24 protein-coding genes and 1 riboswitch are annotated in these 21,681 nt (G+C 61.2%); of the genes, 21 read left to right on the top strand and 3 right to left on the bottom strand.

Going from position 1 to position 21,681, the window contains the following annotated elements; genetic code table 11:
• Positions 1 to 9: 9 nt before the first annotated feature.
• The 3 genes from pduC to pduA are packed head-to-tail and all read right to left on the bottom strand — an operon-like array spanning position 10 to position 2,786.
• Positions 10 to 1,674, bottom strand: a complete 1,665-nt coding sequence (gene pduC / locus ABLU50_RS10275; RefSeq protein ID WP_004105132.1) for a propanediol dehydratase large subunit PduC — start codon at positions 1,672 to 1,674, stop codon at positions 10 to 12.
• 18 nt (positions 1,675 to 1,692) lie between these two features.
• Positions 1,693 to 2,505, bottom strand: a complete 813-nt coding sequence (gene pduB / locus ABLU50_RS10270; protein ID WP_348864709.1) for a propanediol utilization microcompartment protein PduB — start codon at positions 2,503 to 2,505, stop codon at positions 1,693 to 1,695.
• Positions 2,502 to 2,786: a propanediol utilization microcompartment protein PduA gene (pduA, locus tag ABLU50_RS10265; protein WP_001183618.1), complete on the bottom strand. Its 285-nt coding sequence runs from the start codon at positions 2,784 to 2,786 to the stop codon at positions 2,502 to 2,504. Before pduA ends, pduB begins: the two co-directional genes overlap by 4 nt.
• A 525-nt stretch (positions 2,787 to 3,311) precedes the next feature.
• Between pduA and pduF the strand changes: the two genes are divergently transcribed.
• From pduF to cobT, 21 genes are all read left to right on the top strand, one after another.
• On the top strand, positions 3,312 to 4,112 hold the full coding sequence (gene pduF / locus ABLU50_RS10260; protein WP_004105118.1) for a propanediol diffusion facilitator PduF: 801 nt from the start codon (positions 3,312 to 3,314) through the stop codon (positions 4,110 to 4,112).
• A gap of 188 nt (positions 4,113 to 4,300) precedes the next feature.
• Positions 4,301 to 5,212 carry a regulatory protein PocR gene (gene pocR, locus ABLU50_RS10255; protein ID WP_004205486.1) on the top strand — a complete coding sequence of 304 codons (912 nt, stop codon included), beginning with the start codon at positions 4,301 to 4,303 and terminating at the stop codon, positions 5,210 to 5,212.
• A 280-nt stretch (positions 5,213 to 5,492) separates the two neighbouring features.
• Positions 5,493 to 5,671: riboswitch (cobalamin riboswitch) on the top strand.
• A 92-nt stretch (positions 5,672 to 5,763) separates the two neighbouring features.
• A complete protein-coding gene (locus ABLU50_RS10250; protein WP_057213097.1) occupies positions 5,764 to 7,140 on the top strand; it encodes a cobyrinate a,c-diamide synthase in 1,377 nt (458 codons plus the stop codon).
• A complete protein-coding gene (gene cbiB / locus ABLU50_RS10245) occupies positions 7,137 to 8,096 on the top strand; it encodes an adenosylcobinamide-phosphate synthase CbiB (protein WP_087833232.1) in 960 nt (319 codons plus the stop codon). Before ABLU50_RS10250 ends, cbiB begins: the two co-directional genes overlap by 4 nt.
• Before the next feature lie 10 nt (positions 8,097 to 8,106).
• The gene (locus ABLU50_RS10240; RefSeq protein WP_069602797.1) at positions 8,107 to 8,742 is read left to right on the top strand and encodes a cobalt-precorrin-8 methylmutase; all 636 of its coding nucleotides are present in this window, start codon (positions 8,107 to 8,109) and stop codon (positions 8,740 to 8,742) included.
• Positions 8,739 to 9,878, top strand: coding sequence for a cobalt-precorrin-5B (C(1))-methyltransferase CbiD (gene cbiD, locus ABLU50_RS10235; RefSeq protein WP_069602798.1), 1,140 nt, complete (start codon positions 8,739 to 8,741; stop codon positions 9,876 to 9,878). The genes ABLU50_RS10240 and cbiD overlap by 4 nt, the downstream gene beginning before the upstream one ends.
• Complete coding sequence (locus ABLU50_RS10230) at positions 9,872 to 10,477, top strand: cobalt-precorrin-7 (C(5))-methyltransferase (protein WP_023319049.1); 606 nt, start codon at positions 9,872 to 9,874, stop codon at positions 10,475 to 10,477. Before cbiD ends, ABLU50_RS10230 begins: the two co-directional genes overlap by 7 nt.
• A complete protein-coding gene (locus ABLU50_RS10225; RefSeq protein WP_023319048.1) occupies positions 10,467 to 11,036 on the top strand; it encodes a decarboxylating cobalt-precorrin-6B (C(15))-methyltransferase in 570 nt (189 codons plus the stop codon). The genes ABLU50_RS10230 and ABLU50_RS10225 overlap by 11 nt, the downstream gene beginning before the upstream one ends.
• Positions 11,029 to 11,802 (top strand): cobalt-precorrin-4 methyltransferase, encoded by a 774-nt coding sequence (locus ABLU50_RS10220; protein WP_004149602.1) that lies wholly within the window; start codon positions 11,029 to 11,031, stop codon positions 11,800 to 11,802. Before ABLU50_RS10225 ends, ABLU50_RS10220 begins: the two co-directional genes overlap by 8 nt.
• The gene (cbiG, locus tag ABLU50_RS10215) at positions 11,783 to 12,838 is read left to right on the top strand and encodes a cobalt-precorrin 5A hydrolase (protein WP_087833233.1); all 1,056 of its coding nucleotides are present in this window, start codon (positions 11,783 to 11,785) and stop codon (positions 12,836 to 12,838) included. Before ABLU50_RS10220 ends, cbiG begins: the two co-directional genes overlap by 20 nt.
• The gene (locus ABLU50_RS10210; protein ID WP_023319046.1) at positions 12,838 to 13,563 is read left to right on the top strand and encodes a precorrin-3B C(17)-methyltransferase; all 726 of its coding nucleotides are present in this window, start codon (positions 12,838 to 12,840) and stop codon (positions 13,561 to 13,563) included. The genes cbiG and ABLU50_RS10210 overlap by 1 nt, the downstream gene beginning before the upstream one ends.
• Positions 13,560 to 14,345, top strand: coding sequence for a cobalt-precorrin-6A reductase (locus ABLU50_RS10205; protein ID WP_087833234.1), 786 nt, complete (start codon positions 13,560 to 13,562; stop codon positions 14,343 to 14,345). Before ABLU50_RS10210 ends, ABLU50_RS10205 begins: the two co-directional genes overlap by 4 nt.
• Before the next feature lie 10 nt (positions 14,346 to 14,355).
• On the top strand, positions 14,356 to 15,150 hold the full coding sequence (locus tag ABLU50_RS10200) for a sirohydrochlorin cobaltochelatase (protein WP_017899205.1): 795 nt from the start codon (positions 14,356 to 14,358) through the stop codon (positions 15,148 to 15,150).
• Positions 15,147 to 15,857, top strand: a complete 711-nt coding sequence (locus tag ABLU50_RS10195) for a cobalt-factor II C(20)-methyltransferase (RefSeq protein ID WP_023319043.1) — start codon at positions 15,147 to 15,149, stop codon at positions 15,855 to 15,857. Before ABLU50_RS10200 ends, ABLU50_RS10195 begins: the two co-directional genes overlap by 4 nt.
• Positions 15,857 to 16,594: a cobalt ECF transporter S component CbiM gene (gene cbiM / locus ABLU50_RS10190; protein ID WP_004205506.1), complete on the top strand. Its 738-nt coding sequence runs from the start codon at positions 15,857 to 15,859 to the stop codon at positions 16,592 to 16,594. The genes ABLU50_RS10195 and cbiM overlap by 1 nt, the downstream gene beginning before the upstream one ends.
• A gap of 1 nt (position 16,595) precedes the next feature.
• Positions 16,596 to 16,877 (top strand): energy-coupling factor ABC transporter substrate-binding protein, encoded by a 282-nt coding sequence (locus ABLU50_RS10185; protein ID WP_004205507.1) that lies wholly within the window; start codon positions 16,596 to 16,598, stop codon positions 16,875 to 16,877.
• Entirely contained in the window at positions 16,864 to 17,541 is a 678-nt protein-coding gene (locus tag ABLU50_RS10180; protein WP_087833235.1) for an energy-coupling factor ABC transporter transmembrane protein, read from the top strand. The genes ABLU50_RS10185 and ABLU50_RS10180 overlap by 14 nt, the downstream gene beginning before the upstream one ends.
• Before the next feature lie 8 nt (positions 17,542 to 17,549).
• Positions 17,550 to 18,374, top strand: coding sequence for an energy-coupling factor ABC transporter ATP-binding protein (locus tag ABLU50_RS10175; protein ID WP_017899203.1), 825 nt, complete (start codon positions 17,550 to 17,552; stop codon positions 18,372 to 18,374).
• The gene (locus ABLU50_RS10170; protein ID WP_069602801.1) at positions 18,371 to 19,894 is read left to right on the top strand and encodes a cobyric acid synthase; all 1,524 of its coding nucleotides are present in this window, start codon (positions 18,371 to 18,373) and stop codon (positions 19,892 to 19,894) included. Before ABLU50_RS10175 ends, ABLU50_RS10170 begins: the two co-directional genes overlap by 4 nt.
• A complete protein-coding gene (gene cobU / locus ABLU50_RS10165; protein WP_004205511.1) occupies positions 19,888 to 20,433 on the top strand; it encodes a bifunctional adenosylcobinamide kinase/adenosylcobinamide-phosphate guanylyltransferase in 546 nt (181 codons plus the stop codon). The genes ABLU50_RS10170 and cobU overlap by 7 nt, the downstream gene beginning before the upstream one ends.
• Before the next feature lie 43 nt (positions 20,434 to 20,476).
• Positions 20,477 to 21,532 (top strand): nicotinate-nucleotide--dimethylbenzimidazole phosphoribosyltransferase, encoded by a 1,056-nt coding sequence (gene cobT, locus ABLU50_RS10160; protein WP_087833236.1) that lies wholly within the window; start codon positions 20,477 to 20,479, stop codon positions 21,530 to 21,532.
• Positions 21,533 to 21,681 lie beyond the last annotated feature (149 nt).

Raw genomic sequence — 21,681 nt, 5'->3', positions numbered from 1 at the left:
TCTCACCCCTTAATCAATCTCGTTGGGATCAAGAGCGCCAGGGATGTTTTTAATCTCTTCCCAGCGTTCGCCCTGCAGGCGATAGCCCGTTGCCGGACCGGCATAATCGTTAACGTCGTTGACGGCTGATAGCACCTGTCCGTCGCCGACGATAATGGCGGAGGTATGCAGATAGTCCCCGGTCAGCTTGGCTTTCTGGATGTTGAGCATGTCCTGGGCCACGTCGGTGAAGCCGCCCTGCGCCAGTGCTTTCACCACTTCCAGGCCGTTGCGGTTTTTATTGATGATCTCCTGGGCGAACTTGATGTCCTCGACGATATTGCGCTCCGGCATATCTTTCGAACCGTGGGCGTAGGTCGCGGCTTCCACTTCTTCATCGGTAATCGGCGGCAGCCCCATTCCGGCAAACACGGCCTGCAGCGCGCGGGCGGCTTTGTTACGGATGGCGATAACATCTTCTTCGCGAACCGGACGCAGACCGCCGTCGACCTTCAGGTCGCGCTGGATAACGTTGTAGTCGTCAAAGTCTTCGGCATCTTCGTTGGAACCGGCGAACATGTTGTCGTAGTTCGGCACCGCGGAATAACCGGAGGAGATGAAGTCGGTTCCCGGCAGGAACTGCATCAGCAGGCGCGCGGTACGACGCATATCGGAGTGGGTGAAGGTCTGGTCGTTACTGGAGGCGCACTCCAGATCCAGCGACGAACAGATCAGGTTTTCCGCCAGCACCGCGCGAATGCCTGACGGCACCGCAGACGGCACGCCGATGCAGCTTACCGAGCCGTTTTGCAGCCCCTGCACGCCAGCGGCTTTGGTGATGTAGATGCAGCGCGCTTCCAGATAAAGCATGGATTTGCCTTCGGCGTAGCCCATCTGCACTTCAGAGCCGGAACCGGAGGTGAAGCGCATTTTCAGGCCGCGAGAGGCGTAGGAAGAGGCGAGGAAGCCCTTTGACCACGGGGTGTCGTCACCGTCGGTAAAGACCGGTTCGGTACCGTAGACGGAGATGGTTTCGGCGTAGCAGGTGTGGCCCAGCATGCCGAGCTTCAGTTCGGTCGCTTCTTCCAGCGAGCACTGGGTCAGCACGCCCGGACGGCCTACCTGAGAACCGACCAGCAGGGCGATGGCGTTGAATGGCGCATAGCGCGCTACCGCAACGGTGGTTTCCTGTTCGTCGAATCCGCGCCATGCGCCTTCGGCGGCGTCGGCGGCAATTTGCACCGGGTTGTCTTTAACGTTGGTGACGTGCGCCTGCTGAGACGGGGTGCGGCGGGCGCGCATTTTCTGCATCGCCATCATCATCTCAACCACGTTCATATGCGAAACCACTTCGACAATTTTCGCCGGGGTCATCGCGGTGGTCAGAGGGACGATTTCGCTACGCTTGACGTTCGGATCGCAGAGCATATTGGCCAGCTTGACCGAATCCATCGCCATCACTTCTTCGGCGCGATTCAGGTTGATACCGTAGCGGGCGATAAAGTGGTCGATCAGGTCAAAATCGCTCACCGGTTTCCCGTCCAGCTCGGTCACCGCGCCGTTAACGATTTTTATCGACGGTTTCGGATCGTTCGGGCTTTCCATCGCGATAAAGCCTTCTTCGATCCACTCCTTAACGAAGCCGTCCTGATTCACAGGGCGTTTCGCCAGCGCTTCAAATCTTTTCGATCTCATGAATCAGCCTCGCGGGTATCAGATGTAGGAGGGGCGATCGTTTTTCGGTTCAGCACCGAGGGTCGCAAGGACGGTTTTACCGATTTCGCGCGCGGAGGTGACTGCCTGGCGGACCGCGCCGGAGTCGCCGGAAATCACCAGGATGGCTTCGTTACTGAAGCTGGTGCCGTGCGCCGGAGAGCTATACGCCACGACTTCTACGTTGGCTGACTTCAGGGCGGTATCGGCCATCAGCACGCCAACGGAGGCCGGCGCGCCGACGATAATGCCGCAGGCGCGGCCAATCGGCGCGCCGAAGGCTTTTTCCAGGGCGTAGCTGGCGCGGGCGGTGTACTGCAGCTCTATATGTCCGGCTTCATTGCCGTAAACATCGCCAAAGGTGCGATCGAGCTCTTTCAGGGCGACTTCGATACCGCGCTTAACGTCGGAAACGTCGTTGCCGCCTAAAATAATCAGCGAACCGTGGCCCGCGCCGCCTTTGGTATCGCGCGGAAGCTCAATGCTGACCACTTCGGTGTTGGTGGCTTTCACCGCTTCGTCCGCCGCCATAATGTGCGGGCCTGCGCCGGTGCGGGCGCCGAGAATGCCGATGGAGCGATAGCGTTTTTCAAGCTTCATCGCGTCCAGCAGGGCGGTATCGACGTTGGCGATCACCAGGCCCAGGGTGTCGCCAATGGCGGTCCCGACAAATACCGTTAAACTGCAGCTTTTTTCTGCCATAGCCGTCTCTCGTATTGGATGGTTTTCAGTAGGGATGGCCTGCTGTTCCGGCGTTGCCACACGGGCAATCACCTGAGCCATGATCTGTTCAACCAGCTCATTGCTGCTCATTGGCTAATTCCCTTCGGTAAGATTTTTTCTACATCGGTGTGAGGGCGTGGGATGACGTGTACGGCTTTCACTTCTCCCACGTTACGTGCGGCGGCGGCACCGGCATCGGTGGCCGCTTTCACCGCGCCAACGTCGCCGCGCACGATGACGGTGACCAGCCCGGAGCCAATCTTTTCATAGCCCACTAACATCACATTTGCTGACTTAACCATTGCATCAGCGGCCTCTATGGCTGCGGTTAAGCCTTTGGTTTCTACCATTCCTAGTGCTTCTTGTTGCATAAAGACCTCGCATGGAGTGTTCCGATAGTGGGGACTATAAGAAGATGCGAGGAAAAAGAATGGCTGACTTCAATGTGATGGTGAAAAAATAGTGGGTATTGGATAATATAAAATTGTCTTTTATTTATTTAAGTGTTTGATGTTAATTAATATTTTTATTTGTGTTGATGTGATTATCTTGTTTTGTATATTCCATATTTACAAATTTGTTCATGACGATTTCAATTTTATCTGCTATGCGCGAGAAACTGATTTGTGATGTTTGTTGGAAAACGATGAGCTGGTTTTAGCAATATTTTTGCATGCCATGGTGGTGGCATAATGGCGAAAGCCGCGCGTGAGCAATGCAATTCTGCGTTATTTAATGACAATAATTTGTTATTGATGCCCGAATTTTCCGGAGGCTGCCGTCAGCAGGTTGCCAACAATTTGCGGACGGGAGTTCATATAGTGGTGCCCGTTGTACTCTACTGCCAGCAGGATGTTGGCTGGTCAGGACACGAACTCTGCTAAGAAGGTGTCATAATGAATGATTCGTTAAAAGCGCAATGTACCGCCGAGTTTTTGGGCACCGGGCTATTTTTGTTTTTCGGCATCGGCTGCCTGAGCGCGTTAAAGGTGGCGGGAGCCAGCCTCGGACTGTGGGAGATATGCATTATCTGGGGGCTGGGGATCTCGCTTGCCGTGTATCTGACTTCGGGGATCTCCGGCGGCCATCTCAACCCGGCGGTGACCGTCGCGTTATGGCTGTTTGCCTGCTTTCCCGGACGAAAAGTTTTCCCCTATATCGTTTCACAGGTTGCGGGCGCCTTTGGCGGCGCGGTGCTGGCCTATGTGCTGTACAGCACGATGTTTACCGAGTTTGAATCCGCCCATCATATCGCGCGCGGCAGCGTAGAGAGCCTGCAGCTGGCGAGTATTTTCAGCACCTACCCGGCGGCATCGCTGAGCATCTGGCATGCGGCGCTGGTTGAAGTGGTGATCACCTCCATGCTGATGGGGATGATTATGGCGCTGACCGACGACGGCAACGGCGTACCGAAAGGGCCGCTGGCCCCGCTGCTGATCGGCCTGCTGGTGGCGGTCATTGGCGCTTCAACCGGGCCGCTGACCGGCTTTGCGATGAATCCGGCGCGTGATTTTGGGCCGAAGCTGTTTACGTGGATGGCGGGTTGGGGCGATATCGCGATGACCGGCGGAAGGGATATACCGTACTTTATTGTGCCGATTATTGCGCCGCTGATCGGCGCCTGTCTCGGCGCGGCCATCTATCGTTATCTGATTGGTAATAATCTACCGTGTAATACCTGTAAATTAGAGGATTAATGCATCCGCTGAAATAGCGAAAAATTTTCATGAACCGGTATCACGAACTGGCTAAAAACGTCTCCCACGGATGGGAGACTTTTGCTATCGTAATATTCTTTTATCGTTGGCGGTAAATGATGATGAAAGGAAGTGAATATTAAAGAAATGTTTTATTTATAACAAAAAATTAACTGAGAGGTTTTATCATGATTTCTGCGAGCACACTGAACTCAGAACTCATTAATAAAATCGCACAGGATTTTGCGCAGGCCACCAGTCTGGCGGTTGTGGTTGTCAATATTCACGGTGATGAAATATCTGAACTGTTTAACTTCACCCCTTTCTGCCAACTGATGCGCCAGCACCCCCAGCACAGCTCCCGCTGTCGCATGAGCGACCGCTGCGGCGGCCTCGAGGCCTCGAAAACCGATGCGCTCTGTATCTACCGCTGCCACGCCGGGTTAACCGATTTTTCCATTCCGCTGGTTATCGCCGGGCACCTTGTGGGCTTTGTGCTCTGCGGCCAGGTTCGTCTGAGCAACGATATCGAACTGGTGGACATCCTTAACGTGGATGACCGCTGGCAGGACGATCCGGCGCTGGTTCAGGCGTTCCGCGATGTGCCTGAGATGGACTATTCGCGGGTTATCGCCTCTGCGGATCTGCTCAAGCTGATCGTCGAGAATTGCCTGAAAAAACAGCTTAACTTCGTGGTTATCAAGGATAACCCGCCGCAGAACGACCCGGCGCAGAGCAGCCGGGCGGCCTCGCCGCACGATGGCAAAATGAAGAAGGCGCTGCGCTATATCGACGCGCATCTCTCTGATGAACTGCGTCTGGAGGAGGTGGCGGCGCACGTCTATCTCAGCCCGTACTACTTCAGCAAATTGTTTAAAAAATATCAGGGGATCGGCTTTAACGCCTGGGTCAATCAGCAGCGGATGGCGAGCGCAAAAGAGCTGCTTTGCCACAGCGACTGGAGCATTGCCAGCATTGCGCGGAATTTAGGTTTTTCGCAAACCAGCTATTTTTGTAAAGTGTTTCGCCAGACCTATCAGGTAACGCCGCAGGCGTTTCGTCAGCAAATTAATGCCGGATCACAAACTGAGTCATTTTAAATGACAATATTTTGCTATTGCCGATTTTTGATATCCCGGAGTATCTTCATCATTATAAAATGAAAAAAACGACAGTAGAGCAATAAATTGTCATAGCGCAACAAAATAATGATATTCGAGGGATAAACTACACCAGTTTTTATTTTTGTGATGGGATAGAGTGTCCGTTAATACGAGACCGATGATTATTCAAAACCGCTTCACTCCGCAGGCGTCATTCTGGCGGGGGATAAGGCGGTAAAAGTAAGCTTGAAACATTAACCGCCGATGCAGGGCGCATCGGCGAATAAAACCGACAGGTTCGACACCAGTTTGGTGTCAGGGAAGGGGGTGTCAATCCCCCGCAGCCCCCGCTGCTGTGATGCTGACGACCCCGTAAAAACCACTGATCGTAAGATTGGGAAGGGCGGGCGAGAACGAAGCTAAGCCAGAAGACCTGCCTGCCGGTAACAGACCAACAACTTCGGTGGGAAGTGGGTGGCTTAGCGGTGCGTGGTCGCAGGACCAGGCATGCGCGCAGCTATACTCTGACCACCTGAACAGGACAGGGTATGGCAACCAGGCGTGCGTTCATTCTTGCGGGTACCGGTAGCGGTTGTGGCAAAACCACCGTGACGCTCGGCCTGCTCAGCTTGCTCCAACAGCGCGGTTTGCGGGTGCAACCCTGTAAAGTGGGGCCAGACTATTTAGACACCGCCTGGCACACCGCCATCAGCGGCGTCGCCTCCCGCAATCTCGACAGCTTTATGCTTCCCGCCCCGATACTCAACGCGCTGTTTACCGACCAGCTGCAGCAGGCCGATATCGCAGTCATTGAAGGGGTGATGGGCCTCTATGACGGCTACGGCACCGACCCCAACTACTGCAGCAGCGCGGCGATGGCCAAACAGCTTGGCTGCCCGGTGATTTTGCTGGTGGATGGCAAAGCGGTCTCGACCTCCATCGCCGCCACGGTGATGGGCTTTCAACATTTTGATCCGGCCCTCAATATCGCCGGCGTGATCGTTAATCGCGTCAACAGCGACACTCACTTCCAGCTGCTGAAAAGCGCCATTGAGCGCTACTGCCAGGCGCCGGTGCTCGGTTATGTGCCGCGCGTGGAAGGCGTGGCGCTGCCCGAGCGGCATCTGGGGCTGGTGACCGCCCGCGAGTCGGTGGTTAATCAACAGGCATGGCGGGATTTTGCCAGCCTGCTGGGGCGCACCCTCGACATCGACCGGCTGCTGTCCCTCAGCGAACTGGCGAACCTGCCGGCCGGCGAGTGGGGGGAGCAGCTTGCCGCCGACGCCGGCGAAGGGCTGACGCTGGCCCTCGCCGACGACGAGGCCTTCAATTTTTATTATCCCGATAACCTGGCGCTGCTGGCCCGCTGCGGCGTGAAGATCGTGCGCTTTAGCCCGCTGCGCGATCGCCAGCTGCCGGCCTGCCAGATGATCTGGCTTGGCGGCGGCTACCCGGAGCTGCACGCGGCCGGCCTGTCTGCCAACCAGGAGATGCTGGCGCAGCTCCGCGCGGCGCACCGGCGTGGGGTGGCGATCTACGCCGAGTGCGGCGGCCTGATGTATCTGGGCTCCGCCCTGGAGGTCACCGGCGGCGAGCGCTATGCGATGGCGGATATCATTCCCGGCTACAGCCGGATGGGGACGCGTCTGACCCGGTTCGGCTACTGCGAAGCGCAGGCGCAGCAGCAGACGCTGCTGGCCGCCCCCGGCGAGTGGCTGCGCGGCCATGAATTTCATTACTCCGATTTTACTCCCGCCACCGCCGCCGTGCTGGCCTGCCGTAAACAGCGGGATGGCAAGACGCTTCAGCAGTGGCAGGGAGGATGGCAGTCCGGCAGCGCCTTTGCCAGCTATCTCCATGTCCATTTTGCCCAGCGACCCACCATGCTCAACCACTGGCTGCAGGCGGCAAGGAGGACGCTATGACTCTTCTCGCCTGGTGTGTGGCCTGGATACTCGATGTCGTCATTGGCGATCCGCCGCACTGGCCGCATCCGGTGCGCTGGATAGGTCGTCTAATTAACATCAGCCAGTGCGTGGTGCGGCGGGTCTGCCATAGCGAGCGGGCGCTGCGCATTGGCGGCGGGGTGATGTGGCTGGTGGTGACCGGCCTGACGTGGGCTGTGGCCTGGGGCGTACTGGCGCTGGCGCGCGGGATCCACCCCTGGCTGGGATGGCTGGTGGAGGTATGGATGATCTTCACCGTGCTGGCGGGGCGCTGTCTGGCGCAGTCGGCGCGGGACGTCGAGCGACCGCTGCGCGCGGGGGATCTGGCGGAAAGCCGTAGCAAGCTCTCGTGGATTGTCGGGCGCGACACCACACAGCTCCAGCCGGCGCAGATCAACCGTGCGGTGGTGGAAACCGTGGCGGAAAACACCGTGGATGGCATTATCGCGCCGCTCTTTTTCCTGCTGCTGGGCGGCGCGCCGCTGGCCATGGCCTATAAGGCGGTCAACACCCTCGATTCCATGGTCGGCTATAAGCACGAAAAATACCGGGCGATCGGCATGGTCAGCGCCCGTCTTGACGATGTGGCCAACTTTCTTCCCGCCCGGCTGAGCTGGCTGCTGCTTAGCCTCGCCGCCGTGGTATGTCGGGAAGATGGCGCCCGGGCGCTGCGGACGGGCTGGCGCGATCGCTATCAGCACAGCAGTCCTAACTGCGCCTGGCCGGAAGCGACCGTCGCCGGCGCGCTGGGGATCCGCCTTGGCGGCCCGAACGACTACTTCGGCCAGCGCGTTGAAAAACCCTGGATAGGCGACGCCGTCCGCGACATTGCGGTGGACGATATTTCCCGAACCATTCGATTGATGTGGGTGGCGTCAACCCTGGCGCTGGCGCTGTTTATCGGCCTGCGCTACTGGCTGGTCGGCGCGGCCTGAGGAGAACCTGATGCAGTACATACAACAACCGCAGGCGATTGAGGCGAAAAGCTTCGACATCATCAGCGAGATCATCGCCGAAACGCGACCGGACTACCGTTTCGCCAGCCCGCTGCACGAGGCGATTATCAAGCGGGTGATCCACACCACCGCTGACTTCGAGTGGCTGGATATTCTGTGGTTTTCTCCGGATGCCCTGATCGCTCTGAGCGAGGCGCTGAGCCGGCCCTGTACCCTGTATACCGATACCACCATGGCGCTGTCCGGGATCAACAAAACCCTGTTAGCCCGCTTTGGCGGCGAATGCCGCTGCTATATCAGCGACCCGCGGGTGGTGCGCGAGGCGCAAAGCCGGGGGATGACCCGCTCGATGGCGGCGGTGGATATTGCGGTGCAGGAGCCCGGGGAGAAAGTGTTTGTCTTTGGCAATGCGCCAACTGCGTTGTTTCGCCTGCTGGAACACCGCGAAACGGCCATCGGCGGCGTGGTGGGGGTGCCGGTCGGGTTCGTCGGCGCCGCGGAGTCGAAAGCGGCGCTCAGCGAGAGCGGCCTGCCGGCTATCGCTGCGCTCGGCCGCAAAGGGGGAAGCAACGTGGCGGCAGCAATTGTTAACGCCCTGCTGTACCACCTGCGGGAGGCGCGATGAGCGAGCAATCCTTCGACGCCCCGGTGTGGCACAACGGCAAAGCGCTGCGTAAAGGCTACACCACCGGCTCGTGCGCGACGGCGGCGGCTAAGGTCGCGGCGCTGATGGTGATGCGCCAGCACCTCATTCATCAGGTCTCCATTGTCACCCCTTCCGGCGTGACCCTGTGCCTTAACGTCGAATCGCCGCACGTCGAAGGGCAGCAGGCGATCGCCGCCATCCGTAAAGACGGCGGCGATGACGTTGACGCCACCCACGGGATGCTGATTTTCGCCCGCGTGACGCTCGACGACTCCGGCGAGATAACCCTGCGCGGCGGCGAAGGTATCGGCACAGTCACCCGCAAAGGGATCGGCCTGCCCATCGGCAGCCCGGCGATTAACCGCACCCCGCGCCACACCATCGAGTCGGCGGTGCGCGAGGCGATTGGTCCGTCGCGTGGGGCGACGGTAGAGATTTTCGCCCCGGAGGGCGAGGTGCGGGCGCAAAAAACCTATAACGCGCGGCTGGGGATCCTCGGCGGGATTTCGATTATCGGCACCACCGGGATCGTCACCCCGATGTCGGAAGAGAGCTGGAAGCGCTCGCTCTCCCTCGAGCTGGAGATCAAACGCGCCGCCGGACTGGAGCGCGTGGTGCTGGTGCCGGGGAACCACGGCGAGCGCTTCGTACGTGAGCAGATGGGCATCGACTCGCAGGTGGTGGTCACCATGAGCAACTTCGTCGGCTACATGATTGAAGAGGCCGTGCGCCTCGGGTTCCGTCAGATCGTGCTGATTGGCCATCCCGGCAAGTTGATTAAAGTCGCCGCCGGGATCTTCCATACCCACAGCCATATCGCCGATGCGCGCATGGAAACGCTGGTCGCGCATCTGGCGCTGCTGGGGGCACCGCTGGCGCTGCTGCAGCTGGTGAGCGAATGCGATACCACCGAAGCGGCGATGGAGCACATCGACGCGTACGGTTTTCAGCCTATCTATAACCATCTTGCTGAACGCATCTGTCTGCGGGTGATGCAGATGCTGCGCTTTACCAAAGCGCCGCCCGTCTGCGACGCCATCATGTTCTCCTTTGATAACAAGGTTCTCGGCAGCAATCGGCCGATCGCCGAGATTGCGCGGGAGATGTCATGTTAACGGTGGTCGGCATGGGGCCGTCAGGCCTGCATTTGATGACGCCGGCGGCGCAAGATGCGGTCGCCAGCGCGGATGCGCTGGTAGGCGGTAAGCGGCATTTAGAGCAGTTCCCCGGATTTCGCGGCGAACGGTTTGCGCTGGGCGCCAATATTGCCGAACTGCTGGTCTGGCTCGGCGAACGCGTAGCGCAGAAGGTGGTGGTGCTGGCCTCAGGCGACCCGCTCTTTTACGGCATCGGCACGCGGCTGATCGCCCACTTTGGCATCGAGCGCGTGCGCATTATCCCCGGCATCAGCGCGGTGCAGTATCTCTGCGCGAAGGCCGGTATCGATATGAACGATATCTGGCTGACCAGCAGCCACGGACGGGACGTCTGTTTTGATGAGCTGGCGCGCCAGCGCAAGGTGGCGATGGTGACCGACGGGCGCTGCGGGCCGCGGGAAATCGCCGCCCAGCTGGCGGCGCGGGGTAAAGGGTATCGCTGGATGGTGATTGGCGAAAATCTGGCGATGGATAACGAGCGGATCCACTGGCTACCGGTCAGTGAGGTCGATGCCGAATATGAGATGAACGCGGTGGTGATCCTCGATGAAAGATGAGCTTTTTCTGCGCGGCGAGAAGGTGCCGATGACCAAAGAGGCGGTTCGCGCGCTGGCGCTGGCCAAACTTGAACTACACCGGGCAAGCCACCTGATTGATATCGGCGCCGGTACCGGCAGCGTGTCGATTGAGGCGGCGCTGCAGTATCCCTCTTTGCAGGTAACCGCCATCGAACGCAACCCCGCGGCTCTCCGGCTGCTGGACGAAAACCGCCAGCATTTCGCCTGCGGCAATATTGAGATCCTGCCCGGCGAAGCGCCGATGGTGATGACCGAACGCGCCGACGCCATTTTTATGGGCGGCAGCGGCGGCCGCCTCGACGAGCTCATTGACTGGTCGTGGCAGCAGCTCTATCCCGGTGGCCGTCTGGTGATGACTTTTATCCTGCAGGAGAACCTGAATGCGGCTCTCGACTATCTGCAGCAGCGGGGGATTACACAGATTGATTGCCTGCAGCTGAACGTCTCATCGCTGACCACGCTGGGCAGCGGCCACTACTTCAAACCCCATAATCCCGTTTTTGTCATCGCCTGTCAGAAGGAAGGAAACCATGGCTGAGACTTTTGATCCCCATTGCGTGTGGTTCGTCGGCGCCGGTCCTGGCGATCGCGAACTGATTACTCTCAAAGGCTACCGTCTGCTGCAGCAGGCGCAGGTGGTGATCTACGCCGGGTCGCTGATCAACACCGAGCTGCTGGCCTACTGTCCGCCACAGGCGGAGTGTCACGACAGCGCCGCGCTGCATCTGGAGCAGATCCTCGATCTGATGGAAGCGGGCGTGAAGGCGGGAAAAACGGTGGTGCGCCTGCAGACGGGGGACGTCTCGCTGTACGGCTCGGTGCGCGAGCAGGGCGAAGAGCTGACCCGCCGCGGGATCCGCTGGCAGGTGGTGCCGGGCGTCAGCGCCTTCCTCGGCGCGGCGGCAGAGCTGGGGGTGGAATATACGGTGCCCGAGGTATCGCAAAGTCTGATTATTACCCGTCTGGAAGGGCGCACGCCGGTTCCTGCGCGCGAACAGCTGGAGGCCTTTGCCAGCCACCAGACCTCGATGGCGATTTACCTGTCGGTGCAGCGTATTCACCGGGTGGCGGAGCGGCTGGTGGAGGGCGGCTACCCGGCGACCACCCCGGTCGCGGTGATCTATAAGGCCACCTGGCCGGAAAGCCAGACCGTCCGCGGAACCCTTGCGGACATCGGCGATAAGGTACGCGACGCCGGGATCCGCAAAACGGCGCTGATCCTCGTCGGTCCCTTCCTCGGCGATGAGTATCACTACTCCAAACTGTACGCAGCGGATTTTAGCCATGAATACCGTAAAGCCTGAATCCATTGCCCTGTTTTGCCTGACGCCCGGCGGCGTGCGGCTGGCAAAAAGGCTGGCGGCGATGCTGCCGCTCACCTGCTACACCAGCGAGGCGCTGCAGGAGGAGGGGTTTATCCCCTTCAACGGCGGCTTTGCCAGCGCTGCCCGCGAGGCGTTCAGCAGCTTTTCGGCGCTGATTTTTATCGGCGCCACCGGGATTGCCGTGCGGGTGCTGGCCCCGCTGGTGAATGACAAGCTCAGCGACCCGGCGGTGGTGGTGATTGATGAGCGCGCCCGGCACGTCATCAGCCTGCTCTCCGGCCATGCCGGGGGGGCGAATGCCCTGACCCGCTATCTCGCCGGGATGCTCGGCGCCGACCCGGTGATCACCACCGCAACCGACGTCAACGAGTTGGCCGCCCTCGACACACTGGCTGCTGAGCTGAACGCCCGGATGACCGATTTTCGCGCGACGGTGAAAACCGTCAATCAGATGCTGGTGAGCGGTAAGCGGGTGGGACTGTGGTGCGACGCTGAATTTACCGAGGCGCTAAGCCGCTGCGACCAGCGCGGCTTTATTCCGGTGAGGAACCTTACGCGCTTGCCGTCGCTCGACGCGCTGATCTGCATCACCCTGCGCCGGTCGCTGCCGCCGCTGCCGATACCTCACTGGAAGCTGGTGCCCCAGCGGGTGGTGGCGGGGATCGGCTGCCGGCGCGACACCCCCTGCGCGCTGCTCAGTACGCTGCTGGAGCGACAGCTTGCCGCCCAGCGCCTTGACCCACTGGCGTTGAAAGCGATCGGCAGCGTGAGCCTGAAGGCAAACGAGCCGGGGCTCCGCCAGCTGGCTCATCGCTGCCGGGTGCCGTTCGAAACCTTCAGCGCCGAGGCGCTGCGCGAGCACGAGCACCGCTTTCCGGCCTCGTCTTTTGTCCGGGAGACGGTCGGCGTCGGCAGCGTCTCCGGCCCGGTGGCCTGGCTGCTGAGTCAGGGAAACCTGTCCGGCGAAACCCTGCGCGAGCAGGGCGTGACCATTACTTTGGGAGTGACACACTGATGTTAAGCGTAATCGGAATTGGCCCTGGCTCGCAGGCGATGATGACCATGGAAGCCGTGGAGGCCCTGCAGGCGGCGGAGATTGTGGTGGGCTACAAGACCTACACCCACCTGGTAAAAGCCTTTACCGGTGACAAGCAGGTGATCAAAACCGGCATGTGCAAAGAGATTGAACGCTGCCAGGCGGCCATCGAGCTGGCGCAGGCCGGGCACAACGTGGCGCTGATCAGCAGCGGCGACGCCGGCATCTACGGCATGGCGGGGTTGGTGCTGGAGCTGGTTAATAAGCAGCGGCTGGACATTGAGGTCCGCCTGATCCCGGGGATGACGGCCAGTATCGCCGCCGCCTCGCTGCTCGGCGCGCCGCTGATGCATGATTTCTGCCATATCAGCCTCAGCGATCTGCTGACGCCGTGGTCGGTGATTGAAAAACGCATTGTCGCCGCCGGGGAAGCGGACTTCGTTATCTGTTTTTACAACCCCCGCAGCCGCGGCCGCGAAGGGCATCTGGCGCGCGCCTTTGCGCTGCTGGCGGCCAGCAAAAGCGCGGATACGCCGGTTGGCGTGGTCAAATCCGCCGGGCGTAAAAAGCAGGAGAAATGGCTGACCACCCTCGGGGAGATGGATTTCGCCCCGGTGGATATGACCAGCCTGGTGATCGTCGGCAACAAAGCGACATACATCGATAACGGTCTGATGATTACCCCGCGAGGCTACGCGCTGTGAACCACGGCGACGTGCTGGTTATCGGAGGCACCAGCGATGCGCGGGCGATCTGTCAGCAGCTGGACGCCGCCGGCGTGCGCTACACCCTGTCGGTGGCGACCTCCACCGGCGAGCGGCTGGCCGGCGCTATCCGTGGCCAGATACGCTGCGGGCGCATGGAGTGGCAGCAGATGGCGGAGTGGCTGAAGGCGCAACGCACCCGCTGGGTGATCGATGCCTCTCACCCCTACGCCGAGGTGGTTAGCGAGAATATTGTACGCGCCTGCGCCAGCGTCGGAGTCTTGCTCAGCCGCTATCAAAGGCCGGAGCAGCTGAGCGATCTGCGCCATTCGCTTCTTCACGTCGTCGGCGATCTGAACGAGGCCTGCGCGGTAGCCCATCGCCTCGGCGAGCGGATCCTGCTGACCACCGGCAGCAAAGATCTGGCGGCATGGCGGGCGGGGCTGGCGGATAAAACGCTGCTTGCCCGGGTGCTGCCGGTGCCGGAGGTAGTTCAGCACTGCAGCGAACTGGGATTTGGCGTGGGGGAGATCTTTGCCCTCTGCGGGCCGTTCAGCGCTGAATTTAACGCCGCCTTTTATCGCCAGTGCCGGGCCGACGTCGTGGTGACGAAAGCCTCGGGGGCGGAAGGGGGCTATCAGGAAAAAGTACAACCCTGTCTCGATGCGGGGATCCCCTGCATCGTCATTACCCGTCCGGCGCCGCTGGTGACGGGCGATGAATTACTGCAAAGCCAGGCCGATTTCGCTGCGCGGCTGACGCGCTGGCTGTCGGCGACTTGAGGAACAGGATATGAAAAAAGCACTTCTGGTGGTGAGCTTTGGCACCAGCTATCACGACACCCGCGAGAAGAACATCGCCGCCTGCGAGCGCGATCTGGCCGCCAGCTGCCCGGACCGCACGCTGTTTCGCGCCTTCACCTCGGGGATGATTATTCGCAAACTGCAGCAGCGCGACGGCATCCATATCGATACCCCGCTGCAGGCCCTGCAAAAGCTGGCCGAGCAGGGGTACCAGGATGTGGCGATCCAGTCCCTGCACATTATCAACGGCGACGAGTACGAGAAGATCGTTCGCGAAGTGCAGAGCATGCGCCCGCGCTTTCAGCGTCTGACGCTGGGCGCGCCGCTGTTGAGCGGTCATGGCGATTACGTGCAGCTAATGCAGGCCCTGCGCCAGCAGATGCCGCCGCTGGCGGCGACGGAACGAGTGGTATTTATGGGGCATGGCGCCAGCCACCACGCCTTCGCGGCCTACGCCTGTCTGGATCATATGATGGCGGTGCAGGGGTTTCCGGCGCGGGTGGGGGCGGTGGAAAGCTATCCCGAAGTGGACATCGTGATTAACGAACTCGCTCGCCAGGGCGTGACCGGCGTGCACCTGATGCCGCTGATGCTGGTGGCCGGCGATCACGCCATTAACGATATGGCCTCGGACGAAGAGGACTCCTGGAAAACGCTGTTCAACGCCGCCGGTATCACGGCAACGCCGTGGCTGAGCGGGTTAGGGGAAAATCCGGCGGTGCGGGCGATGTTCGTCGCCCATCTGCAGCAGGCGCTGAATAACGCGATGGAGAAAGCAGCATGAGCGGCAAACTGTACGCCCTGAGCACCGGGCCGGGGGCGGCCGATCTGATCACTGTGCGTGCGGCGCGGATCCTTGGCCAGCTGGATGTGCTGTATGCGCCAGCCGGTCGCAAAGGCGGCGACAGCCTGGCCCTCTCCATCGTGCGCGAGTACCTTGGCGCACATACGGAGGTCCGCTGCTGCCATTTTCCGATGAGCGCCGACAGCGCGGAAAAAGAGGCGGTGTGGAACGATGTCGCCGCGGCGCTGGCCCAGGAAGTGGCGGCGGGCAGGCAGGTCGGGTTTATCACCCTCGGCGATGCCATGCTGTTCAGCACCTGGGTCTTTCTGCTGCAGCGGATTGGCTGCCCGGACTGGCTGGAGATTGTCCCTGGCGTTACCTCCTTCGCCGCCATTGCTGCGCGGGCGAAAACCCCGCTGGCCATGGAGCAGCAGTCGCTGGCGGTGATCTCCTGCACCGCGCCGGAAGCGGACATTGCCGCGGCGCTGCGCCAGCATGACAGTCTGGTTCTGATGAAAGTCTACGGCCGCTTCGCCCGCATAAGGGCGCTGCTGGCGCAGGCGGGGCTGCTGGATGCGGCGCTGATGATGTCAGAGGCCACCCTGCCGGGTGAGCAGTGCTGGCGCAGCCTGCGCGAGGTCAGCGATGACCAGCCGCTGCCCTATTTCTCGACCATCCTGGTTAACAAACAGTGGGAGGAGGCGTAATGAATCAGGTGCAATCGCTGAAGCAGCTTTCGTATGGGGGGCTGGCGGCTGCTGTTCTGCTGATCATCGTCCCACAGGAGGCGTTCGCCATGCATATCATGGAGGGCTTTTTGCCGCCGATGTGGGCGCTGGCGTGGTGGCTGCTGTTTTTACCCTGCCTGTGGTACGGCCTGGTGCGCCTGCGGCGTATCGTCCAGGAAGAGAGCAATCAGAAGGTGCTGCTGGCTCTCTGCGGGGCGTTTATTTTTGTTCTTTCGGCGCTGAAGATCCCATCGGTGACCGGCAGCTGCTCGCATCCCACCGGCGTTGGTCTGGCGGTGATCCTCTTCGGGCCGGGCGTAGTGGCGGTGCTGGGGGCGATCGTTCTGCTGTTCCAGGCGCTGCTGCTGGCGCATGGCGGCCTGACCACCCTTGGCGCCAACGGGATGTCGATGGCGGTGATCGGTCCGATGGTCGGCTATCTGGTGTGGAAGCTGGCCTGTCGGGCGGGGATCCGTCGCGATGTCGGGGTCTTTCTCTGCGCCATGCTGGCGGATCTGATGACCTACTTTGTCACCTCCGTCCAGCTCGGGGTGGCCTTTCCCGATCCGGCAACCGGAGCAGGTGGATCGATCGCCAAGTTTATGGGCATCTTCTGCCTGACGCAGATCCCGATCGCCATCGCGGAAGGGTTGCTCACCGTGATGATCTACGATCAGCTAACCAAACGGCGACTGATCGCCGCGGAGGGACATTAATATGAAAAAGACCCTGATCCTGTTGGCGATGGTGGTCGCCCTGATGATCCTGCCATTTTTTATTAACCACGGCGGCGAGTTTGGCGGCTCGGACGGCGAAGCGGAGAGCCAGATCCAGGCGGTGGCGCCGGATTATCAACCCTGGTTCCAGCCGCTATATGAACCGGCGAGCGGCGAGATTGAGAGCCTGCTGTTTACCCTGCAGGGCTCGCTGGGCGCGGCGGTGATTTTTTACATTCTCGGATATGCGAGGGGCAGACAGCGCCGTGATGACCGGGTTTGACCGACTCAGCTACCAGAGCCGCTGGCTGCAGGTGGCGCCAGAGCGGAAGTTTCTGCTCTGGCTGCTGCTGATGGCGCTGGCCTTTACGCTGCCGGCATGGGGCCAGGCGCTGACGCTGGCGCTAACCGCCGCGCTGACCTGCTGGCTGCTACGGGTCTCATTCAGGCGCTGGTGCCGCTGGATGGCGCTGCCCTTTGGCTTTTTGCTGGTCGGCGTGCTGACCATTCTGTTCAGCGTCAGCCGCGACCCGCAGATGCTGTTAGCGAGCTTTCGGCTGGGCGCTTTCTCGATAGGGATTTCCGCCCAGGGGCTGGCCGTGGCCGGGGAGACTTTCTGGCGCAGCCTGGCGGCGATGGCGGCGACGCTCTGGCTGGTGCTCAATCTGCCTTTCCCGCAGTTGATTATTTTACTTAAGCGCGGTCGCGTACCGCGGCTGCTGACGGAGCAGATCCTGCTGACCTGGCGCTTCATTTTTATTCTGTTGGACGAGGCGATGGCGATTCACCGCGCGCAAACCCTGCGTTTTGGCTATGGTAGCGTGCCGCAGGGCTATCGCTCGCTGGCGATGCTGGTGGGACTGCTGTTTACCCGGGTGATGATTCGCTACCAGCAGATGAGCACGGCGCTGGATATCAAATTGTACCAGGGTGATTTTCACCTCTAAGGATAAGTATGCTTGCCACAACCGATCTCTGGTTTCGCTATCAGGATGAGCCGGTGCTTAAAGGGCTGACGCTGGATTTTTCCCGCCATGCGGTGACCGGCCTGGTGGGGGCCAACGGCTGCGGAAAGTCGACGCTGTTTATGAACCTGAGCGGCCTGCTGCGCCCGCAGAGCGGGGCGGTGCTATGGCAGGGAAAACCGCTGGACTACAGCAAGCGCGGCCTACTGGCGCTGCGCCAGCAGGTGGCGACGGTGTTTCAGGATCCGGACCAGCAAATCTTCTATACCGATATCGACAGCGATATCGCTTTTAGTCTGCGTAACCTCGGGGTGGCGGAAGAGGAGATCGCCCGCCGGGTAGATGAGGCGCTGACCCTCGTCGATGCCCAGGGATTTCGCCAGCAGCCGATCCAGTGCCTCAGTCATGGGCAGAAAAAACGGGTGGCGATCGCCGGGGCGCTGGTGCTGCAGGCGCGCTACCTGCTGCTTGACGAGCCCACCGCGGGCCTCGATCCCCGCGGGCGGGCGCAGATGATCGCCATCATCCGGCGCATTGTCGGGCAGGGGCGGCGCGTAGTGATCTCCAGCCACGATATCGATCTGATCTATGAGGTGAGCGACGCCGTTTACGTTCTGCGGCACGGCGAAGTGCTGGCCGAAGGGGAGCCCGGCGAGGTGTTTGCCTGCGCGGAGACCATGGCCCGGGCGGGATTGACCCAGCCGTGGCTGGTGAAACTTCATAGCGAACTGGGGCTGCCGCTGTGTAAAACCGAAGCGGAGTTTTTTCAGCGGATGCGCAACGATGCGATAGGCGCGATTAAGGAGGCGTCATGACGCTGGCGATTATGTTACAGGGCACCGCTTCCGACGTCGGGAAAAGCGTGCTGGTGGCGGGACTGTGCCGCATTTTTTATCAGGATGGACTGCGCACCGCGCCGTTTAAATCACAGAATATGGCGCTGAACTCCGGCATTACGCCGGATGGCAAAGAGATGGGCCGGGCGCAGATTTTCCAGGCCGAAGCAGCCGGGATCGCCCCGGATGTCCGCATGAATCCGATTTTGCTCAAGCCCACCAGCGACCGTCAGGCGCAGGTTGTGCTGATGGGGGAGGTGGCGACCAGCATGGACGCGGTGAGTTATCACCAGTACAAGCCACGCCTGCGCGAGCAGATCCTCGCGGTCTACCAGAGCCTGGCCGGGGAGTATGAGGCGCTGGTGCTGGAAGGGGCCGGCAGCCCGGCGGAAATTAACCTGCGCGACCGCGATATCGTCAATATGGGCATGGCCGAAATGGCGCAGTGCCCGGTGATCCTGGTGGCCGACATCGACCGCGGCGGGGTATTTGCCGCGATTTACGGCACGCTGGCGCTGCTGCAGCCCGAGGAGCGAGCGCGGGTGAAAGGCGTGATTATCAATAAATTCCGCGGCGATGTGGCGCTCCTGCGCTCGGGGATCGAGCAGATCGAGGCGTTGACCGGCGTGCCGGTGCTGGGCGTTATGCCGTGGCTTGAAGTTGACCTTGAGGATGAGGACGGCGTCGCGCTGCAGGCCGGGAAATACCACCGCACCGACCGGCGCGATATCGACATCGCCGTCGTTCACCTGCCGCATATCGCCAATTTTACCGACTTTAACGCCCTGGCGGCGCAGCCTGACGTCCGGGTGCGCTATGTCCGCGACCCGCAGGCGCTGGCCGACGCCGACCTGGTCATTCTCCCGGGCAGTAAAAATACCCTCGGCGATCTGTGCTGGCTGCGTGAAAGCGGCATGGCGCACGCGGTCGAGCAGGTCCGGCAGCGCAAGGTGCCGCTGCTGGGGATCTGCGGCGGCTATCAGATGCTCGGCGAAACCATTATCGATGAGGTGGAGTCTGGCCTTGGCACCCAGCCCGGACTGGGGGTGCTGAAGACCGTGACCCACTTCGCCCAGCGCAAAACCACCACTCAGGTGCAGGCGACCCTGGAGGCTAACCTCCCGGACTGGTTAGCCGACGCGGCGGGGCTGCGGGTCAGTGGCTACGAAATTCATATGGGCGAGACGCGCCGTGAGGCAGGCTGCGCGCCGCTGCTGCAGCTGCATAAAGCGGGACAGTCAGTGGCAGACGGCGCGGTCAGCGACGACGGCCTGGCGTTCGGCACCTATCTGCACGGCCTGTTCGACAGCGATGCATTTACCCGGGCGCTGGTTAACGGCCTGCGTCAGCGCAAAGGGCTGGCGCCGCTGGACAGCGCCCTGGAGTATGCCCGCTATAAAACCCGCCAGTTTGACCTGCTGGCCGATGCCATGCGCGAACATATCGCCATCGATCAAATTTACGCCATCATGCGCCAACATCAGGAGCCCCTATGCTGACTTTAGTGACCGGCGGCGCGCGCAGCGGCAAAAGCCGCCATGCCGAGGCGCTGATTGCCGATGCGCCGCAGGTTTTATATATCGCCACCTCGCAAATCTTTGACGACGAGATGGCCGCAAGGATCCAGCATCATCGCGACGGCAGGCCCGCCCACTGGCGCACCGCCGAGCGCTGGCAGCAGCTTGATGAACTGATCACCCCGGATATCGCCCCAGAGGAGGCGATTTTGCTGGAATGCATTACCACCATGGTCACCAACCTGCTGTTCGCGCTCGGCGGCGACAGCGACCCCGACGGCTGGGATTACGCCGCCATGGAGCGGGCTATTGATGACGAAATTGGCGTGCTGATTGCCGCCTGTCAGCGCTGCCCGGCACACGTCGTGCTGGTGACCAACGAGGTGGGGATGGGCATTGTGCCGGAGAACCGCCTGGCGCGACATTTTCGTGATATCGCCGGGCGGGTCAATCAGCGCCTGGCGGCCGCGGCGGATGCGGTCTGGCTGGTGGTCTCCGGCATCGGCGTCAAAATCAAATAACTCAATCGCTGGCCGACCGGGCCAGCCCTGGCAGGGATTCTGTATGCAAAGCGTAAACGAGGTACTGCGGGCGATCCCCGCGCCGGACGCCGACGCCATGGCGCGGGCACAGCAACACATCGACGGCTTACTCAAGCCCCCCGGCAGCCTCGGGCGTCTGGAGGCGCTGGCGGTGCAGCTGGCGGGAATGCCCGGCCTGGGCGGCCAGCCGCAGGTGGCGAAAAAGGCCCTGCTGGTGATGTGCGCCGACCATGGGGTGTGGGACGAAGGGGTGGCGATTTCGCCGAAGGCGGTCACGGCCATCCAGGCCGCCAATATGACCGGCGGCACCACCGGCGTCTGCGTGCTCGCCGCCCAGGCCGGGGCGCAAGTGCACGTGATTGATGTCGGGATCGATAGCGAACCGCTGCCCGGCGTGGTGAATATGCGGATGGCGCGGGGCTGCGGCAATATTGCCCGCGGCCCGGCCATGAGCCGCGAGCAGGGGCAGGAGCTGCTGCTGGAGGTGATGCGCTACACCCGCGCGCTGGCGCAGGAGGGCGTGACTCTGTTTGGCGTCGGCGAACTGGGGATGGCCAATACCACGCCGGCGGCGGCGATGGTCAGCGTCCTGACCGGCAGCGATGCGCAGGAGGTGGTCGGGATTGGCGCCAATTTGCCGCTGGCGAAGGTTGGCAACAAGGTGGAGGTCGTGCGGCGGGCTATCGCCCTTAATCAGCCCGACCCGAAGGATGGCCTCGACGTGCTGAGCAAAGTCGGTGGATTTGATCTGCTGGGGATGACCGGCGTCATGCTAGGGGCGGCGTCCTGCGGGCTGCCGGTGGTGCTGGATGGCTTTCTTTCTTACGCGGCGGCGCTGGCGGCGTGCCGGATAGCGCCGGCGGTAAAACCGTATCTGATCCCGTCCCACTATTCGGCGGAGAAGGGGGCGCGTATCGCGCTGGCGCACCTCGGACTAGAACCGTATCTCAATATGGGTATGCGGCTGGGGGAAGGCAGTGGCGCGGCGCTGGCGATGCCGATCGTCGAGGCGGCCTGTGCGATGTACCATCGCATGGGCATGCTGGCGGCCAGCAATATTGTGTTACCTAAGGGGTAAGCAGGAGATGGGGGCGGCAATGGCCGTTCCCGTTTTCGACAGAGGTGTTGCCGGCGGCAGAAACAAAAAAACACCCTTGAGGGTGTTTATGATGTTGGTTGCGGGGGCCGGATTTGAACCGACGACCTTCGGGTTATGAGCCCGACGAG

Origin of the sequence: Klebsiella sp. GG_Kp173 (genome assembly GCF_040062415.1) — a bacterium.
In the GTDB taxonomy this organism is placed as follows: Bacteria; Pseudomonadota; Gammaproteobacteria; order Enterobacterales; family Enterobacteriaceae; genus Klebsiella; species Klebsiella quasipneumoniae.
The sequence above is the reverse complement of the archived record's forward strand: the minus strand, read 5'-3'. Positions and strand labels throughout refer to the sequence as shown.

What these genes read in the sequence shown, in the direction of transcription:
- ABLU50_RS10175 (WP_017899203.1), top strand. Translation starts at nt 17,550, where the DNA reads ATGCTTGCCACAACCGATCTCTGGTTTCGCTATCAGGATGAGCCGGTG.
- ABLU50_RS10240 (WP_069602797.1), top strand. Translation starts at nt 8,107, where the DNA reads ATGCAGTACATACAACAACCGCAGGCGATTGAGGCGAAAAGCTTCGAC.
- ABLU50_RS10170 (WP_069602801.1), top strand. Translation starts at nt 18,371, where the DNA reads ATGACGCTGGCGATTATGTTACAGGGCACCGCTTCCGACGTCGGGAAA.
- cbiM (WP_004205506.1), top strand. Translation starts at nt 15,857, where the DNA reads ATGAATCAGGTGCAATCGCTGAAGCAGCTTTCGTATGGGGGGCTGGCG.
- ABLU50_RS10195 (WP_023319043.1), top strand. Translation starts at nt 15,147, where the DNA reads ATGAGCGGCAAACTGTACGCCCTGAGCACCGGGCCGGGGGCGGCCGAT.
- ABLU50_RS10185 (WP_004205507.1), top strand. Translation starts at nt 16,596, where the DNA reads ATGAAAAAGACCCTGATCCTGTTGGCGATGGTGGTCGCCCTGATGATC.
- pduB (WP_348864709.1), bottom strand. Translation starts at nt 2,505, where the DNA reads ATGAGCAGCAATGAGCTGGTTGAACAGATCATGGCTCAGGTGATTGCC.
- ABLU50_RS10230 (WP_023319049.1), top strand. Translation starts at nt 9,872, where the DNA reads ATGTTAACGGTGGTCGGCATGGGGCCGTCAGGCCTGCATTTGATGACG.
- pocR (WP_004205486.1), top strand. Translation starts at nt 4,301, where the DNA reads ATGATTTCTGCGAGCACACTGAACTCAGAACTCATTAATAAAATCGCA.
- pduC (WP_004105132.1), bottom strand. Translation starts at nt 1,674, where the DNA reads ATGAGATCGAAAAGATTTGAAGCGCTGGCGAAACGCCCTGTGAATCAG.
- cobT (WP_087833236.1), top strand. Translation starts at nt 20,477, where the DNA reads ATGCAAAGCGTAAACGAGGTACTGCGGGCGATCCCCGCGCCGGACGCC.
- cbiG (WP_087833233.1), top strand. Translation starts at nt 11,783, where the DNA reads ATGAATACCGTAAAGCCTGAATCCATTGCCCTGTTTTGCCTGACGCCC.
- cbiD (WP_069602798.1), top strand. Translation starts at nt 8,739, where the DNA reads ATGAGCGAGCAATCCTTCGACGCCCCGGTGTGGCACAACGGCAAAGCG.
- ABLU50_RS10225 (WP_023319048.1), top strand. Translation starts at nt 10,467, where the DNA reads ATGAAAGATGAGCTTTTTCTGCGCGGCGAGAAGGTGCCGATGACCAAA.
- ABLU50_RS10220 (WP_004149602.1), top strand. Translation starts at nt 11,029, where the DNA reads ATGGCTGAGACTTTTGATCCCCATTGCGTGTGGTTCGTCGGCGCCGGT.
- ABLU50_RS10180 (WP_087833235.1), top strand. Translation starts at nt 16,864, where the DNA reads ATGACCGGGTTTGACCGACTCAGCTACCAGAGCCGCTGGCTGCAGGTG.
- cbiB (WP_087833232.1), top strand. Translation starts at nt 7,137, where the DNA reads ATGACTCTTCTCGCCTGGTGTGTGGCCTGGATACTCGATGTCGTCATT.
- pduF (WP_004105118.1), top strand. Translation starts at nt 3,312, where the DNA reads ATGAATGATTCGTTAAAAGCGCAATGTACCGCCGAGTTTTTGGGCACC.
- ABLU50_RS10200 (WP_017899205.1), top strand. Translation starts at nt 14,356, where the DNA reads ATGAAAAAAGCACTTCTGGTGGTGAGCTTTGGCACCAGCTATCACGAC.
- ABLU50_RS10210 (WP_023319046.1), top strand. Translation starts at nt 12,838, where the DNA reads ATGTTAAGCGTAATCGGAATTGGCCCTGGCTCGCAGGCGATGATGACC.
- ABLU50_RS10250 (WP_057213097.1), top strand. Translation starts at nt 5,764, where the DNA reads ATGGCAACCAGGCGTGCGTTCATTCTTGCGGGTACCGGTAGCGGTTGT.
- cobU (WP_004205511.1), top strand. Translation starts at nt 19,888, where the DNA reads ATGCTGACTTTAGTGACCGGCGGCGCGCGCAGCGGCAAAAGCCGCCAT.
- pduA (WP_001183618.1), bottom strand. Translation starts at nt 2,786, where the DNA reads ATGCAACAAGAAGCACTAGGAATGGTAGAAACCAAAGGCTTAACCGCA.